General features: G+C 47.0%; 13 protein-coding genes. 11 read left to right on the forward strand and 2 right to left on the reverse strand.

What is annotated here, in order from left to right; genetic code table 11:
• The 6 genes from pepT to rsmG form a co-directional block, all read left to right on the forward strand.
• A partial coding sequence (gene pepT / locus PF479_RS18745; RefSeq protein WP_298010012.1) for a peptidase T occupies positions 1 to 1,094 on the forward strand: 1,094 nt, incomplete at its 5' end.
• A gap of 164 nt (positions 1,095 to 1,258) precedes the next feature.
• The gene (locus PF479_RS18750) at positions 1,259 to 2,917 is read left to right on the forward strand and encodes a hypothetical protein (protein ID WP_298010014.1); all 1,659 of its coding nucleotides are present in this window, start codon (positions 1,259 to 1,261) and stop codon (positions 2,915 to 2,917) included.
• A 25-nt stretch (positions 2,918 to 2,942) separates the two neighbouring features.
• On the forward strand, positions 2,943 to 4,394 hold the full coding sequence (locus PF479_RS18755; protein WP_298010017.1) for a hypothetical protein: 1,452 nt from the start codon (positions 2,943 to 2,945) through the stop codon (positions 4,392 to 4,394).
• 60 nt (positions 4,395 to 4,454) lie between these two features.
• On the forward strand, positions 4,455 to 5,819 hold the full coding sequence (mnmE, locus tag PF479_RS18760) for a tRNA uridine-5-carboxymethylaminomethyl(34) synthesis GTPase MnmE (RefSeq protein ID WP_298010020.1): 1,365 nt from the start codon (positions 4,455 to 4,457) through the stop codon (positions 5,817 to 5,819).
• 25 nt (positions 5,820 to 5,844) lie between these two features.
• On the forward strand, positions 5,845 to 7,704 hold the full coding sequence (mnmG, locus tag PF479_RS18765) for a tRNA uridine-5-carboxymethylaminomethyl(34) synthesis enzyme MnmG (protein ID WP_298010023.1): 1,860 nt from the start codon (positions 5,845 to 5,847) through the stop codon (positions 7,702 to 7,704).
• 35 nt (positions 7,705 to 7,739) lie between these two features.
• Entirely contained in the window at positions 7,740 to 8,339 is a 600-nt protein-coding gene (rsmG, locus tag PF479_RS18770) for a 16S rRNA (guanine(527)-N(7))-methyltransferase RsmG (protein WP_298010027.1), read from the forward strand.
• Here the strand turns inward: rsmG and PF479_RS18775 are convergent.
• Positions 8,320 to 9,684, reverse strand: coding sequence for a tetratricopeptide repeat protein (locus tag PF479_RS18775; protein WP_298010030.1), 1,365 nt, complete (start codon positions 9,682 to 9,684; stop codon positions 8,320 to 8,322). The genes rsmG and PF479_RS18775 overlap by 20 nt on opposite strands.
• Positions 9,685 to 9,979: 295 nt before the next feature.
• Between PF479_RS18775 and PF479_RS18780 the strand changes: the two genes are divergently transcribed.
• From PF479_RS18780 to PF479_RS18795, 5 genes are all read left to right on the forward strand, one after another.
• Positions 9,980 to 10,522 carry a hypothetical protein gene (locus PF479_RS18780; RefSeq protein ID WP_367277263.1) on the forward strand — a complete coding sequence of 181 codons (543 nt, stop codon included), beginning with the start codon at positions 9,980 to 9,982 and terminating at the stop codon, positions 10,520 to 10,522.
• Positions 10,523 to 10,564: 42 nt separating this feature from the next.
• Complete coding sequence (locus tag PF479_RS20875; protein ID WP_367277264.1) at positions 10,565 to 10,777, forward strand: hypothetical protein; 213 nt, start codon at positions 10,565 to 10,567, stop codon at positions 10,775 to 10,777.
• Between the two features lie 251 nt (positions 10,778 to 11,028).
• A complete protein-coding gene (gene fusA / locus PF479_RS18785; RefSeq protein ID WP_298010033.1) occupies positions 11,029 to 13,128 on the forward strand; it encodes an elongation factor G in 2,100 nt (699 codons plus the stop codon).
• Between the two features lie 11 nt (positions 13,129 to 13,139).
• Positions 13,140 to 13,844 (forward strand): hypothetical protein, encoded by a 705-nt coding sequence (locus PF479_RS18790; protein WP_298010036.1) that lies wholly within the window; start codon positions 13,140 to 13,142, stop codon positions 13,842 to 13,844.
• Between the two features lie 90 nt (positions 13,845 to 13,934).
• Positions 13,935 to 14,420 (forward strand): hypothetical protein, encoded by a 486-nt coding sequence (locus PF479_RS18795; protein ID WP_298010039.1) that lies wholly within the window; start codon positions 13,935 to 13,937, stop codon positions 14,418 to 14,420.
• 11 nt (positions 14,421 to 14,431) lie between these two features.
• On the opposite strand, the gene PF479_RS18800 is transcribed toward PF479_RS18795, so the two are convergent.
• Positions 14,432 to 14,605 (reverse strand): hypothetical protein, encoded by a 174-nt coding sequence (locus PF479_RS18800; protein ID WP_298010042.1) that lies wholly within the window; start codon positions 14,603 to 14,605, stop codon positions 14,432 to 14,434.
• Between the last annotated feature and the right edge of the window lie 186 nt (positions 14,606 to 14,791).

Raw genomic sequence — 14,791 nt, forward strand, 5'->3', positions numbered from 1 at the left:
TTCCTCATGTCTCATTGAATAAACTGGGATATCTTATCGGGACTATCCCATCCAATTTGGAGTCCGGAGAGGGTAAAGATGTTCCCTGTCTCGGGTTTATGGCTCATGTGGATACTGCCAGCGATGCCCCTGGGAAGGGTGTAAAACCCCTATTGCATTCGAATTGGGACGGTTCTATCATTCCTCTGAGTGGGGCTGTGACTCTTGACCCTGATTTGATCCCCGATATGAAAGACTTTGTGGGGGATACCATCATCAGTAGTGACGGAACAACCCTGCTGGGAGCCGATGATAAGGCGGGAATTGCAGAGATCATGACAGCAGTGGAAATCCTTCTCTCTCACCCGGAAGTCAAGCATGGTCCCCTGGAGATCATTTTTACTCCCGATGAAGAGACGGGCTGCGGAATGGACAAGTTTCCCGTGAAAGATCTCAAGTCCCGATTTTGTTTCACCCTGGACGGTGGACGTGAAGGAGAGTTGGAGCTGGAATGTTACAATGCCTGGCGAGTGGATCTGGAGTTTCAGGGTCATGTGATTCATCCCGGTTATGCCCGGGGAACTCTGGTCAATGCCGTATCTATGGCCTCCCAGTTTGTATCCCTTTTGCCCCGTAGTGAGAGTCCCGAGGCGACAGACGGACGTTATGGGAATTACTGGCCTCATGCCATCGAAGGAACTCTGGATAAGGCCAAGGTCTCAGTTATGATCCGGGATTTTAATGCAGAGGGTGCCCGGAGGCGTTTGGAGGCGGTGAGGCAGTTTGCCAGAGCCGTTGAAGCCTCCTTTCCCGGCGGGAAAATCACCCTGACTGAAAAGCAGCAGTACCAAAATATGAAACAGGAGCTGGATAAATACACGGAATTGGAACCTATGATGCTTAAGGCCTATGAAAAGGCTGGTGTTCTTCCCCTTGTAAAACCCATCCGCGGAGGAACAGACGGTTCCAAGCTGACGGCCATGGGAGTTCCCACTCCCAATGTCTTTGCAGGGGGCTTTAATTTTCACAGTGTCAGGGAGTGGATTCCACTGAATTCTATGGTCAAAGCCGTAAAAGTGGTGCTTGCCCTTGTAAATGTGGGACTCGAAGCCTAAAAAGTGGTGAATTCCAAAAAAGTTCTTTCGTGAAACAGTGTTTTCAGAGCTACTCTGTGTTAAAATATAGTCAGAGGGTAAACGTGTTTACAAAAATTTTGCGCTATTTACCATTCCTCTTTCTTCTCATTGTACTTTCATGTACACAGGAGAGTAATGTCCTTTTGAATTCAGCCGAAGCCTACAGTCTTGAATCCTTTGAGGATGGTACCCTCCTTGAGCCGGGCAGTTCGGTCACCATTGTTCTGACCGAGGTCGGGAGCCAGTCTACTCTGATTCGGGTTATTCTTGAAGATGAAGCCGGAATGGAAGTGGCCCTTATAGAGATTGAACCGGAGTTACTGAAAGGGCAGGGCCTTCCCATGGATCTTCCCCCGGATATTGAAGACGGAGTATACCACCTCCGTTTTGAGGTTCTGGACAGAGATATCCTGCTCCATGAAGAGTCCCGTTATTTTTTCATTGCATCCGGGCTTTATGATATCAGGAGTCTTGAAACCTATCCTCCGGGAATAAAACCGGGAGACATCATCAGTGCGCGAGTCGTTCTGGTTTATCCCATGGCCTCAGACCCCTGGTTGCGATGGTCAATCGATGACGATCTCATTCAGGAAGGTTTTCTTTCTGATATCGGGCAGACTTGTCAATTTACAGTCCCTGACCAGGCTGGTGTGTATTCACTCATGGTAGAACTCTTTCCCGTGGCTCCCCAGGAGTTTCAGCTCAGCGGTACTTTCAGGCGATCCGACATTTTTGTAACCTCTGGAGAGGGAGATGGAACTTCCTGGGCCCTTCTTGAGGACAGAACCTATCAGTACTTCATCGATTTCAACGATGGCATGAGTAATAGAATGAATCCGGATGATGTTCCCCAGGTTATTGGATCACCCACACCCCTTACCATTGGAAACAATTCGGGCATATCCTTTGGAGAAAATGACGGGCTCATTTTTAATCAGTACGCTCTTCCCCTTGATGCGGAGGGCCGGGCCGTAAGTTTCTTAATGACCATGGCTTTTTCTTATTCATATCTACCCGAGAAGGGTGTCTATAATATCTTCAGGACGGGGGATGAACATACATATTTTAATGTTCTGTACCTGGCAGATACCAGGGAGTTCCTCTGCGAGTTCAGATCCTATTCCCGCCAGTTTCACTCTGTCCTACCTGTGGATCGGATCCTTTCCTCAGAGGTCCTCTCCCTTGAGGTTCAATATGTCGGTGGACAGGGTATCGCGTCCCTGAGTTGGAAAAACAATGGAGCTATCCTGATCCGGGACGAAGGTCTGCCTGTTTCATCCCTTGTTAAGGGTCAAACTGTCATCGGAAGTGATGAGAAGTTACCTGGTTTTCCCATGAACTGGTACACTCTGGGTATTTCATCCAAGAATGATTTGACTCCGGCGATTCCTCAGACTCCGGCTCTGGAGGCGGGCCCGGAAAAAATGACTCTTCTTTATGAAAAGATACAGAAACCTGAGTCCTCTATTTCTGTAGTCAATGCCGAACTGGGAGAGGGGTTGGCCACTCTGGAAATACAATCCCTTAAGGGGAGTGATGCTTCCTGGACTTTCAATCTGAAAGACTCAGAGGGAACTGGCTTGTACTCTCTCTCCGGCCCTATTGATGCAGCTGATAACCCGGAAAGTGTTGTTCTGTCTTTTATCAATGACAGCCGTGGGTTGTTTCTCAGTACCTCTCTGGATGCCGGCATGAACGGGCCTTACGATTATCAGGAATTATTGAATTTTGAAATTCTCCCGGTTGATGGGTCAGTCGAGGCTCTGGATGACATCGTGGCCATCCGCTTATTCCGGGATTAAATAATATATTTTTAGAAGAGCACCATTGAAAAGCACCCTATTGATTAAGACATATCTTTATTTCCTCCTCCTTTTACTGGCGTCCTGTGCCACTCGTGTTAAGGTTGATTCTCATGTTCCCGAGTGGTACAGCCAGTTGGAAGAGTCGGAAGATGATGCTGGTTTTCTCATAAAAATTGCCGAGGTATCTCCCTCGGAGGAAGCGACTCTGGATGCTGCAGTCGAAGAGCTTTACCTTAGGATCATGGAGCATTCGGGCCGGGGGTCTTTGTATTCCGAAAAAGCGGATCAGGATCTACTCAAGCAGGCCATCAGGAATGTGCTTCAGGAAAATGAAAGCACTATTGATGGTTTTTTATCAGTTCAGAAACAGGAATGGATTTCCCTGGATAAGGTGTATTATTATGGGGCTCTTTATTTGAAAAAATCAGCCGGTAAAGAGCTGTATGATAGGATTGTTCAGGCCTATTATGAGGATGATGAGATTCTTCAGGCTCTGCTGGCAGCCTCTTTGCTTTATGAATCAGAGATGAAGTACTATTCCAGTGCGGAAGAACTCATCAAAGCGGCCCTTCATGTGAAGTCTCTTTCAGAGCCTCTGGCTGATGATCTTTCTCAGGGCTATATTGATAGAGCTGGGCTGCTCCTGAGAAAAATCAAACTTCGAAGTCTGAACTCACCGAACAGTGTCCTGTCTAATCAGAAAATTTCTGATCCTTTTCATATTTTCTGCACAACAGATGATGAGCAGGGAATTGCCGATGTTGAATTCCTGGTTCGTTACCAGGGGAGAAAGAGGGACGGGGTTCAGGGTGAATTTGAGCGGAGGCTAGTCAGTAATGTCTCGGGAATCATGGAGTTCTATCATCCTTTCATCCCCTTTTCCGGAACGGCAGATGTTCAGTTTGAACCGGGAAGCCGGGATTTTCATGCGGGTCTTCTTAACCTTGAGAAAGCAGGGCTGGATGTCTCATCTCTTCGTCAGTGGCTTGAAGAATCAACGATCAACTATGAACTAAATGTGGCATCAGGAGCCAGAACCGTCTCCATGGGCATCGTTCTCCTGCATACTGATAGTACCGGGTCTGCCCTGAATCAGGAAGATTCCTCTGTCAGTCTTCAGGAAACACTCTCCCAGGACGGGTACAACACCAGTCTTATGAATCTGAATCCCAGGGAAATCTCCAAAAAGTCGGAAGACGAATTTATCCGGGATCTGAGAGCCCTCTATAAAGGTAAATATACCCGGGTTGTCTTTGGTATTGTCGGTATTCGGGACTTTGAATCCAGAAATGATTCCTATAGAGTGAAGACCTCCGGTTCCATCAAGGTCGTCGATGTAGACAGCGGTGAAGTTCTCCTCACTCTTGAGCTGGATAAATCGGTAGAAAGCCGCAGCAATACTGTGGCTGTTTCGGCTTCATTTCAAGAACTGGGTAAAGCTTTTGCCGAAGAGGTGAAGCGCTCCCTGGAATAATCCAATCAGGTCAACCGTCTCATTGAACAGGATACCCTAAAAAGGTATTCTACTGTTCTTATGAATCATGAAAACTACGATCCAGATGACAGGATTGCTGCCCTGGCCACACCCTGGGCTGAAAGTGCCATAGCTGTCATTCGAACTTCCGGGCAGGGAAGTATTGAAGTCCTCTCTCCCCTGATCAAGGCAGATCTTGTCAATCAGGAATCTCGAAAAATGCTCTACACCACCCTGAAGGATCCTCAATCGGGAGAATCCTTGGATGAAATCATGATCGTTCCCTTCCGGGCTCCCGGCAGTTATACCGGTCAGGAAAGTGTCGAGCTGTATTGTCACGGCAGCCTTCCAGGGGTACAGAAGATTCTGAACCTGCTCTTTCGCTCCGGCTTCAGACAGGCCTCACCGGGAGAATTCACCTTTCGTGCCTTTATTCATGGCAAGATGGATCTGACCCGGGCCGAAGCTGTGCAGGAAATTATCAGTTCTAAAACAGGGAAAGCCCAGTCTCTGGCACTGAACCGCTTATCCGGAGTTCTCGAAAAACGCATCAATCATTTTAAAGATAGTGCCACCGGTATGGCGGCCTTGTTTGCCATTCAGCTGGATTACCCCGATGATGAAGTGGAATCTCCCCCCCTGCCTCTGAAAGAGATCGAGGAGATAAAGAATGGGTTGAAAGAACTCATTGATTCCTACAGGGTGGGTAAAATCTATCAGGAAGGTGTGGTCATTGTTCTGGCGGGTAGAACCAATGTTGGAAAATCCAGTTTGTTCAATCTCTTTCTGAAAGAAGACCGCTCCATCGTATCGGATGTTCATGGAACGACCAGAGACTATCTGGAATCCTGGATTTCTCTGGGGGGCATCCCTGTGAGGTTGTATGATACAGCGGGTCTGCGGAAATTCGAGGATTCTGTCGAAGAAGAAGGCATCCGAAGAACCCGGGAGGTCATGGAAAATGCCCATATTCTGATTTATGTTCTCGACGGCAGCATCGACTTATCTGAAGAAGAAGAAGAGATGCTGGCCCAATCTCATCCGGAGGGTAAAGGCAAACGGGTTGTTGTCTGGAATAAGGCAGATCTCAGTCAAAACAGGGCTCCCGCGGGAGCAATTCCTGTCAGCGCCGTTACAGGCCAGGGTTTCACCGAGCTTGAGGATGCCCTGAGGCTTCAGATTTTTGCTGATACATCTCAGATCGGCGCCGAGGCTGTCGTTGATTCACTTAGACAAAAAGAACTTCTTGAAAGGGCCTTTGCCGGGGTTGTAAAAGTAGAGGAGGCTATTCATAATGGCCTGCCTGTGGATGTCCTGGCCATGGATCTGCATGATGTTCTGCAGGCTTTGGGAGAGATCACAGGAGAGGTTTCCTCTTCGGATATTCTGGAAAGGATGTTCTCCAACTTTTGTGTCGGTAAGTAATCCGGCTTAAGGACTTATAGATTCAATGGAATTTGATGCAATCGTCATCGGCGGCGGACATGCCGGTATTGAAGCTTCTCTGGCCCTTGCCCGCCTTGATTTCTCTACACTCCTTATTACTCAAAGCCTGGATGCTATCGGCCGGCTCTCCTGCAACCCTGCCATCGGCGGTTTGTCAAAGGGTAATATTGTTCGTGAAGTGGATGCCCTGGGTGGTGAGATGGCCCGTCTTATCGATGCGTCGATGATTCAGTTCCGCATCCTCAACCGAAGCCGTGGTCCTGCCGTTCAGGCTCCCCGGGCTCAGGCCGACAAAAATCAGTATTCCCGTCTTGCAAAGCAGACTCTGGAATTCCAGAAAAACCTGCATATTTTTCAGGATACTGTCGTCGATATCATCACAGATACGGATGACCGCATCTGTCAGGGTGTTGTCACCGAAAGAGGCCGGAGATTCACATCCCGGACTGTCGTCATGACCACGGGTACCTTTATGGGCGGGAAGATCTTCATTGGTGATTTTTCCCAGTCTTCTGGTCGTCTGGGAGAGCCTGCCGCCATTGGTCTGGGGAGTTCTCTGCGAAACAGAGGCTATACCCTGGGGCGTCTTAAGACGGGTACTCCTGCCAGGGTCAATAAGCTGAGCCTCGATTTTTCAAAGATGGATGAACAAGGGGGAGACCCCACCATGCAGGCCTTCTCCTTCTTCAGGGAAAAATCAGAGCGGCCTCAGGTTCCCTGCCATATCACCTATACCAACGAAAAGACCCATCAGATCATCCGTGATAACTTTCATTTATCACCTCTCTTCTCGGGTGAAATCGTCGGAACAGGCCCTCGGTACTGCCCCTCCATCGAAGACAAGGTCAAACGTTTTCCTGACAGGGAGCGGCATCAGATCTTTGTCGAACCAGAAGGTTTGGATACCCAGGAAATGTACCTCAACGGTATCTCTTCTTCCCTGCCCGAACTGGTTCAGGAATCATTCCTGCGGACCTTACCGGGACTCGAGAATGTGCAGGTCATGAGACCTGGTTATGCTGTGGAATATGATTATATGGATCCCACACAGCTTTTTTCCTCCCTGGAGAGTAAAAGGCACCGCGGTCTGTATGTTGCAGGTCAGACCAATGGCACTTCGGGATATGAAGAAGCCGCCTGTCAGGGTCTGATGGCAGGCATCAATGCTGCCCGGAAGATGCAGGGCAAGGACCCTCTGGTCCTGACCCGGGCCGAAGCCTATACGGGTGTTCTCATCGATGACCTGGTCACCATGGGAACGGAAGAACCCTACAGGATGTTTACATCCCGGGCGGAGTACCGTCTCTCTCTCCGGCATGATGATGCGGATATGCGGCTTTTCCCCTACTGTGAAGAGATCGGTCTGGCATCGGATCAGATGAGAGAGATGTTTTATAAAAAGAGAGACGGAATAGAAGAGATCAAGGAACTCCTCAGGCAGAAAAGAGTCAGTGTTCACTGGACAGAAGATAATGCTGTATTGATGCCTCATGTTGGGAAAAGCCTCTATATGACTCTTAAGGATCCGGCTGTTACCATGGAGAGCCTGACCGGATATCAGCCTGATCTAAACAATTATTCTCTTCCCTGGCTTCAACATTCGGAGCTGGATGTGAAATACGAAGGCTATGTGGCCCGTCAGGAGAGGCAGATTGTACGGTTTAAGAAGATGGAATACATGCTGATCCCCGAGGGATTTGATTATGAGGCTATAGAGGGAATCTCAAAAGAATCCCGGGAAAAATTAAAAAAAATCCAGCCCCGCTCAGTCGGTCAGGCTTCTAGAATCTCAGGTGTCCGTTCATCGGATATCGCCGTCCTGACGGTTTTGTTAAGCAGAAAGGGTAAATACCTGAACAAGTAGAATTAATTGGAATTCTGGAAAATGGTCTGGCCCGGATGGGTCTGGAGCCGGATGCAGGAAAAGTGGCTCTTATAGACCGTTATATTAAAGAGCTTGAACTCTGGAATCCACGTTATGGACTTGTGAATGCCGAAGGTGATGATCTGATAATCCGCCATATTCTAGACTCCCTGTCCGGAGTGAAAACCATGCAGGGTCTGGGACCCGCTGTCGTTGCCGATATTGGCTCCGGAGCAGGTTTGCCCGGTATCCCCCTGGCCATCATGCTGCCGAAGATCCGCTTTCATCTTGTGGAACGTTCGGGAAAGAGGACCGGTTTCTTAAGGAATATTATTCTGACACTGGGACTGAACAATGTTTCTGTGATGGAAGAATCTATGGAAAATTTGACAGAACGATATGAACTTGTCACCTTCAGAGGATTTTCTCCCTTTGAGAATAAACTGATCAAGCATTTGAAAAAGATACTTTGCGAACAAAAAGGAACTGTTCTCGCCTACAAGGGCAGGAAGGCTCAGATTCTAGAAGAGCTGAATGCCCTGGATGAAGATCCGGAGAGAGAGATTACAACCCTCCCCGTTAATGTTCCCTTCCTGGAGGAAGAACGGCATCTTGTTATAATGCATTTGCACTAGGCTGGCTGCTTATTTTCAGTTTGTTCAGGAGTTTCATCAGGTTTTCTTTGGGCAGTAGGTCTATGAGCCGGGCTTCCACAAACTGCTGAGCTTCCTCTGAAAAGACTCCGGCAGTGAGGCAGAAACCGCGCCCTGCATGAACTTCTTTCACACGGGCATAGAGTTCCCTCACAGAGAAATCTCCGATTTTTCCTTCATCTCTATAAAAACGGAAGACAATCAGGTCCTCCCATTTTCGGGCTTTCACCTCAGCCAGGATATCTACATATTCATTTTTATGAACGGAAATATCCATGACCTTGATTCTTGTTTTGGGAAAGAGTATCAGTGTCAGCTGGCGGCAGAGTGTTATGAACTCCGATATGGGAGCAATAAGGTAGGTCTGCAGGTTTCTGTTGCCCGTCAGCTCCTTGATCTTTTTTCTTTGAACTTCAACATCCTTGTATTTTGGATTGATGCCATACAAATCGTTCAACTGCTCCAGGGCCTTATCCAGTTCGGATGTCTGGTTGTAGCAGTCTGCCAGTCTATATTTAAGCTCCAGAAGGACGTCTTCTGCAATCTCTTTGTGCTTCAGTCCGATTTCAAAATCCATAATGGCCTTGTCATATTCTCTCTTCTGCTTATTCACTGTACCGCTATAGAGGGCAGATTTCGGTCCCCAATCAGGATCTGCCCGTAAATGGCTGAAAATTTTGAGGGCCTGATCCATCTGTGCTATTTCAAAGAGGGACCGGGCAAGAGAGAAAAGGGCTTCCTTGTCGTCGGGATGACCCGTGGCTGCGCTGCGTAGATAGGTCGAGGCTTCCTTGAATCTGCGCAGCTTGTAGAGGCTGAGTCCGCAATAACGCAGGCTCTCATGATCATTGCTGACGGATTTCAAGGCCTGCATCAGGTAGGCTACAGATTTTTCATAGTTTTTTCGTCTGTATTCCAGGACTCCCATGGACGCATTGATATCAAAATTTTCAGGTTCTTTTGTTCTGGCAATGGTCAAGCTTTTATAGGCTTCCGTCCAGACCTTGGCTTTCATGGCGGATAGTCCAAAATTGAGGTTGATCCTGTGTTCATCCAACCTGGAATTTGTGGCACAAAGATCCATGAGGATGCCGTAGGTTTTCATGGCCTGGGGATAATTTTGTTCGGCAAAATGAAGATCCGCCAATGCTGTCAGAGCTTGACTGTCTTTGGGATTACTTGCCAGTCTTTTATTCGCTTCCTTCAGTATGGAGTTCCGGTCATGGATCTGATTGCCTGAAAGATCTTTCTTATCTTTTCCGGTCACAACAGAAACGATTATAAAGAGGGCTACAATTATTATAATAAAAGGGATAAGGAGTGGCATGATTGATATCATAGTAATGGATTATGTTCTTTATAACTCTTATTTGTCAAGAAAAGTTCATTCAAAGAGGGATAGTTACAGTCCTTTCTGTCGATAAATAAGCCCGGCTGGAGAATAAGATTAATACTTTTCTGGACAGGCCTACCCTGGGATCTTACAATTAGTCATAGACAGGCCTTTTGGCCCTGAGCCATTGATCAACAAGACTCCAGTGGAATCTTGACAACCTCCGGTCCTGAGCTGTTACCCACCGGGACTTAAATAGTCTCATATGATGAGGAAATAGGAGCGCATAATGAAAAAAAAGTGGACAGAGGACAAAGTTTTATATCATGTCAGACTGAGTAGGGCCATGCTCTCAGGAGCGGTCACAGCCGTGTTGCCCGGCGATCCGGGGCGAGTCGAAAAAACGGCCCGCATGATAGATCCGGATGCTGTTTTTCTTGTATCTAACAGGGAATACACCTCCTGGCTTGCAGATCTTTCGGATCACAAGGTTCTGGTTTGCTCCACGGGAATCGGTGGGCCTTCGGTTTCCATATGTATGGAGGAACTGGCGAACCTGGGCATTACATCATTTTACAGGATCGGGACAACCGGAGCCATACAGGACAGGATCAAGCAGGGAGATCTCATCGTGACAACCGCCTCAGTCAGACTCGATGGTGCCTCTACTCATTATGCACCCATTGAATATCCCGCGGTTGCAGACTTTGATCTGACCCTGTCTCTTCTGCAGGCGGCTTCAAATCTGGATATTCCCCATCACAAGGGGATTAGTGCCTCCAGTGATACATTTTATCCGGGGCAGGAACGTTATGACACTTTCACTTCCTAAGTTCCCCGCAGATTTCAGGGCAGCCTTGAGGAGTGGAAGCATTTGAAGGTTCTCAACTATGAAATGGAGTCATCCACTCTGCTCACCATCGCCTCGGTCTTCGGATTGAAGGCGGCCATGGTGGCCTCGGTCATTGCTGTGAGGGGGAAGCAGGAGACTCCGGATGATAAGATTCTACCCCGGGCGGAAGAACGGCTGGCAAATTGCATTCGTGAGGCTCTTTCTCTGTATCTGACCGGGGACAGTTATGCCTGATTCTTCCGGAAAAGACTTTCCCTGAATGATTAGAGGATATAAAAATCCTAAATCACTACAAGCTCTGATTTTCCCGGCATTTAAGGTATTGATGAAAGAAGGGCAAGTCTATATAATTCCGATACAATTAATGCTTTGAACAATCCGGACGTTTGCCGGGATGACGGAGATCGGCGGCTCTATCGGCCAGCCCTTTCCAATCCACCCTGCCTACCCGGCAATTTTAAATACCTAGAGAGGTTAGTGTTTCTATGAGTGCAGATATCACGAAAATGCGTAATATCGGAATCAGCGCCCACATCGACTCAGGTAAAACAACACTGACAGAACGAATTCTGTTCTTCTGTCAGAAAATTCATGCCATTCACGAAGTTAGAGGTAAAGATGGGGTTGGAGCCACAATGGACTCCATGGAGCTGGAACGAGAAAGAGGGATCACCATTGCGTCGGCAGCAACCGCCGTAACCTGGAAAGATCATGATATTAATATTATCGATACTCCCGGTCACGTTGACTTCACAATTGAAGTAGAGCGTGCCCTTCGTGTATTGGACGGAGCCGTACTGGTCCTCTGTTCTGTAGGTGGTGTTCAGTCACAGTCCATTACTGTTGACCGCCAGCTGAAAAGATATGGAGTGCCCCGTATTGCATTTGTCAACAAGAGTGACAGAACAGGTGCTAATCCTTACAAAGTTTGTGATCAGCTGAAAGAAAAACTGAACCTCAATTCTGTGATGATGCAGGTTCCTATCGGACTCGAAGAAAATCTGGAAGGTGTCATTGACCTTATCAGAATGAAAGCCATCTATTTTGATGGTCATGATGGTGAGATGGTTAGAATTGAAGAAATCCCCTCGGCATTACAGGCTGAAGCCGACGAAAGACGTGAAATGATGCTGGATACGGTTTCCATGTTCAGTGAAGAAGTCATGGAACTGATGATGGAAGAAACCGAGATCCCTGAAGATTTGCTTCACGAAACAGTTAGAAAAGCCGTTATTGCTCAGGAACTGGTACCCGTATACCTGGGTTCTGCATATAAAAACAAGGGTGTTCAGGAAATGATGGATGCGATTCTCCGCTACCTGCCTTCTCCTCCCGATGTTGTCAATAAGGCTTTGGATCTGGATGATAATGAAAATGAAGTCATCATTCCTTCCGATCGTTCCAAACCCCCGATCGCTCTGGCTTTCAAGCTGGAAGACGGACAGTATGGTCAGCTGACCTATATTCGTGTTTATCAGGGAATGGTCAAGAAAGGATCGGAAATGATGAATGCCAGAAACGGCAGAAAGTTTAAAGTCGGTCGTCTGGTAAGAATGCATTCCAACAATATGGAAGATATTGTCGAAGCACCTGCAGGAGACATTGTTGCCCTTTTTGGTATTGAATGTGCCTCGGGTGATACCTTCTGTGACCCCAGCATGAATTTATCCATGACATCCATGTTTGTACCCGACGCGGTTATTTCTCTTTCTATCAAACCTGTTGATAAGTCTGCCTCCGACAAGATGGCTAAGGCTCTCAACAGATTTACCAAGGAAGACCCCACGTTTAGAACTCATGTGGATCCAGAATCAAACGAAACGATTGTGTCTGGAATGGGTGAGCTTCACCTTGAAGTGTATATTGAAAGAATGAAGAGAGAGTATCAGGCAGAAGTCATTACCGGTGCTCCCCAGGTTGCCTATAGAGAAGCTATTTCTCGATCAGCCGACTTCAACTATACCCATAAGAAACAGACCGGTGGTTCCGGTCAGTATGCCCGTGTTGCCGGTATGATGGAACCTCTGGATGCTGAAAATGAGAAAGATTATGAGTTTGAGAATAAGATCAAGGGTGGCTCTATTCCTACAGAATATATTCCATCCTGTGACAAAGGTTTTCAGATGGCCATGCATAAAGGATCACTCATTGGAGCACCCGTTGTCGGTGTCAAAATGTCTATTGTTGATGGCCAGTATCATGCTGTTGACTCCTCAGACCAGGCCTTCCAGACTGCTGCTCTCGGTGCATTCCGAGAAGCCTATAAGAAAGCCAAGCCTGTTATTCTTGAACCAATCATGAAAGTTACCGTTGAAGGACCTACAGAATTTCAAGGTAATATTTTTAGTACACTCAACCAGAGACGCGGTATGATTGTAGCCTCAAGTGATGAAGGAAATTACAGTGTTGTTGAAGCTGAAGTTCCTTTGAGTGAAATGTTTGGTTACTCCACCGTGCTTCGTTCCTCTACTCAGGGTAAGGCTGAGTTCACCATGGAATTTGCCAAATATGGCCGTGTTCCTTCCAGTGTGACCGATGACTTGATCAAAAAGTACGAAGACGAAAAGAAAGCACAGCAGAAATAGGGAGTGAAGAGATGGTAAAAGCAGAACTGACTAAAAAAAGTCCCCTCAGAAGTCTTGAAAAGGCTGTACACGGGGGACTCGGTAAAGGAAATATAGCAGTCATTGCCTCAAAAAAGGGTATTGGAAAGACTGCCTGTCTTGTTCACATCGCCACAGACAAGCTGATGCAGAACAAGCATGTTATACATGTGTCCTACGCCAACAAAGTAGATCATATCGTAAGCTGGTATGAAGATATATTTAAAGAAATCTCTAAAAAGAGAGATCTGGAAAGCGCGATGACTATTCATGATGAAATCATTCAGAATAGAGTCATCATGAATTTCAGCCAGAAAGGGATTCCCGTAACCCAGGTTTTGGCCAGTGTCAAAGCCATGATGGATAATGGCCAGATCGGCACAGATGCGATTATCATTGATGGATATGATTTTACATTGGGATCCGCCGAAGACATTAAAACGTTTAAGGCTTTTGCCGTAAAGGAAGACATTGAACTCTGGTTCAGTGACTCCTATCCCGAGGGTGAGGATTATCTGGATAGCCGTGGCGTTCCTAAGAATCTTATCAAGGATCTTGATGATCTTTCGGTGGTTCTGACCCTTAGAGCAGAAAAGAACTATATGATTTTAAACCTGGTGAAAGATCATAAAGCAATTATCTCGGAAGACCTCCAGCTAAAACTGGACCCCAAAACACTTCTCATCGCAGAAGTGTAAGGGTTCAGGCATAAATTACATAATATTCGGGGCTGCTTCCTCACCGGGGAGCAGTCCTTTTTTAAAGGCGGCGGAAGAAGTTCTGTTGGTATGTTTATAGATAGTTTTTATATACTGGAATTTAAATTCGATAAAAACTCGGAAGGGCTGGATCATCTGTTTCCATCAATGGAACTCTTGATACGTTCCCTTGAAAATATTGACCGCTGTCTGGTGGCGGCTGTAGGTTATACACTGGATTATAAAAGGTATCTTAAAAATATCGGCGAAGAGTCTTTCACCTTTTCCATTCGTGTCAGATTGTTTCAACCGACCCAATTTGCCCTGGGCCAGGATTTTCCAACAGAAAATGTTATGACCTGGATGCAGCAGGGACGTCAGATCTTCACGGATGCGGCCAATGCTGCCTCTAAAGAGTATTCTGATCTATCAGAAGGTCTCAAATCCCTTATTGAAAAGCACAAACTTGTGAGTTCAATCCTCTATAAAGCTCTGGATGAGGATGAAGTAGTCTCATTGTCAGAAGATTTGAACAATGCGGTCTCTTTCCTGGGTGGAAAAGTCTGGATCAAGTAATCTGAACAGAATCAGGAAGATATCGTCGTGGAGATAACCCTGAAGGCATTTTTGATGCGGTCATTTTTGCGGCTCAGTTCTTTCAATGTTCCCTGCACCTGATTTCTTCCTGCTGCAGCTCTTAATTCCATGAGCTCTTTTTCTATCTGCTCAATTTCCTGTCTGATCTTGTCAAATTGATTCATAGTGATACTCCTATTTACAAAGTCAGTGTGCCCCGAAGGGTCTTTTATACTACCAGAGCTGCCATGCAGCTCCGGTGATTTCACGCACAGGGCCGAAGGGTTGTGTTACAGCCTCGGTGACTTTCTTGCTCAGGGCCGAAGGGTCCGGGCCAAAGGGCCTTGTTGCTAAGTCAGGGGGCCGAAGGG

This window comes from Oceanispirochaeta sp. (genome assembly GCF_027859075.1).
Taxonomy (GTDB): Bacteria; Spirochaetota; Spirochaetia; order DSM-2461; family DSM-2461; genus Oceanispirochaeta.

Coding starts and splice junctions, on each gene's coding strand:
- mnmE (WP_298010020.1), top strand. CDS start 4,455: ATGAATCATGAAAACTACGATCCAGATGACAGGATTGCTGCCCTGGCC.
- mnmG (WP_298010023.1), top strand. CDS start 5,845: ATGGAATTTGATGCAATCGTCATCGGCGGCGGACATGCCGGTATTGAA.
- rsmG (WP_298010027.1), top strand. CDS start 7,740: ATGGGTCTGGAGCCGGATGCAGGAAAAGTGGCTCTTATAGACCGTTAT.
- PF479_RS18775 (WP_298010030.1), bottom strand. CDS start 9,684: ATGCCACTCCTTATCCCTTTTATTATAATAATTGTAGCCCTCTTTATA.
- PF479_RS18780 (WP_367277263.1), top strand. CDS start 9,980: ATGAAAAAAAAGTGGACAGAGGACAAAGTTTTATATCATGTCAGACTG.
- fusA (WP_298010033.1), top strand. CDS start 11,029: ATGAGTGCAGATATCACGAAAATGCGTAATATCGGAATCAGCGCCCAC.
- PF479_RS18790 (WP_298010036.1), top strand. CDS start 13,140: ATGGTAAAAGCAGAACTGACTAAAAAAAGTCCCCTCAGAAGTCTTGAA.
- PF479_RS18795 (WP_298010039.1), top strand. CDS start 13,935: ATGTTTATAGATAGTTTTTATATACTGGAATTTAAATTCGATAAAAAC.
- PF479_RS18800 (WP_298010042.1), bottom strand. CDS start 14,605: ATGAATCAATTTGACAAGATCAGACAGGAAATTGAGCAGATAGAAAAA.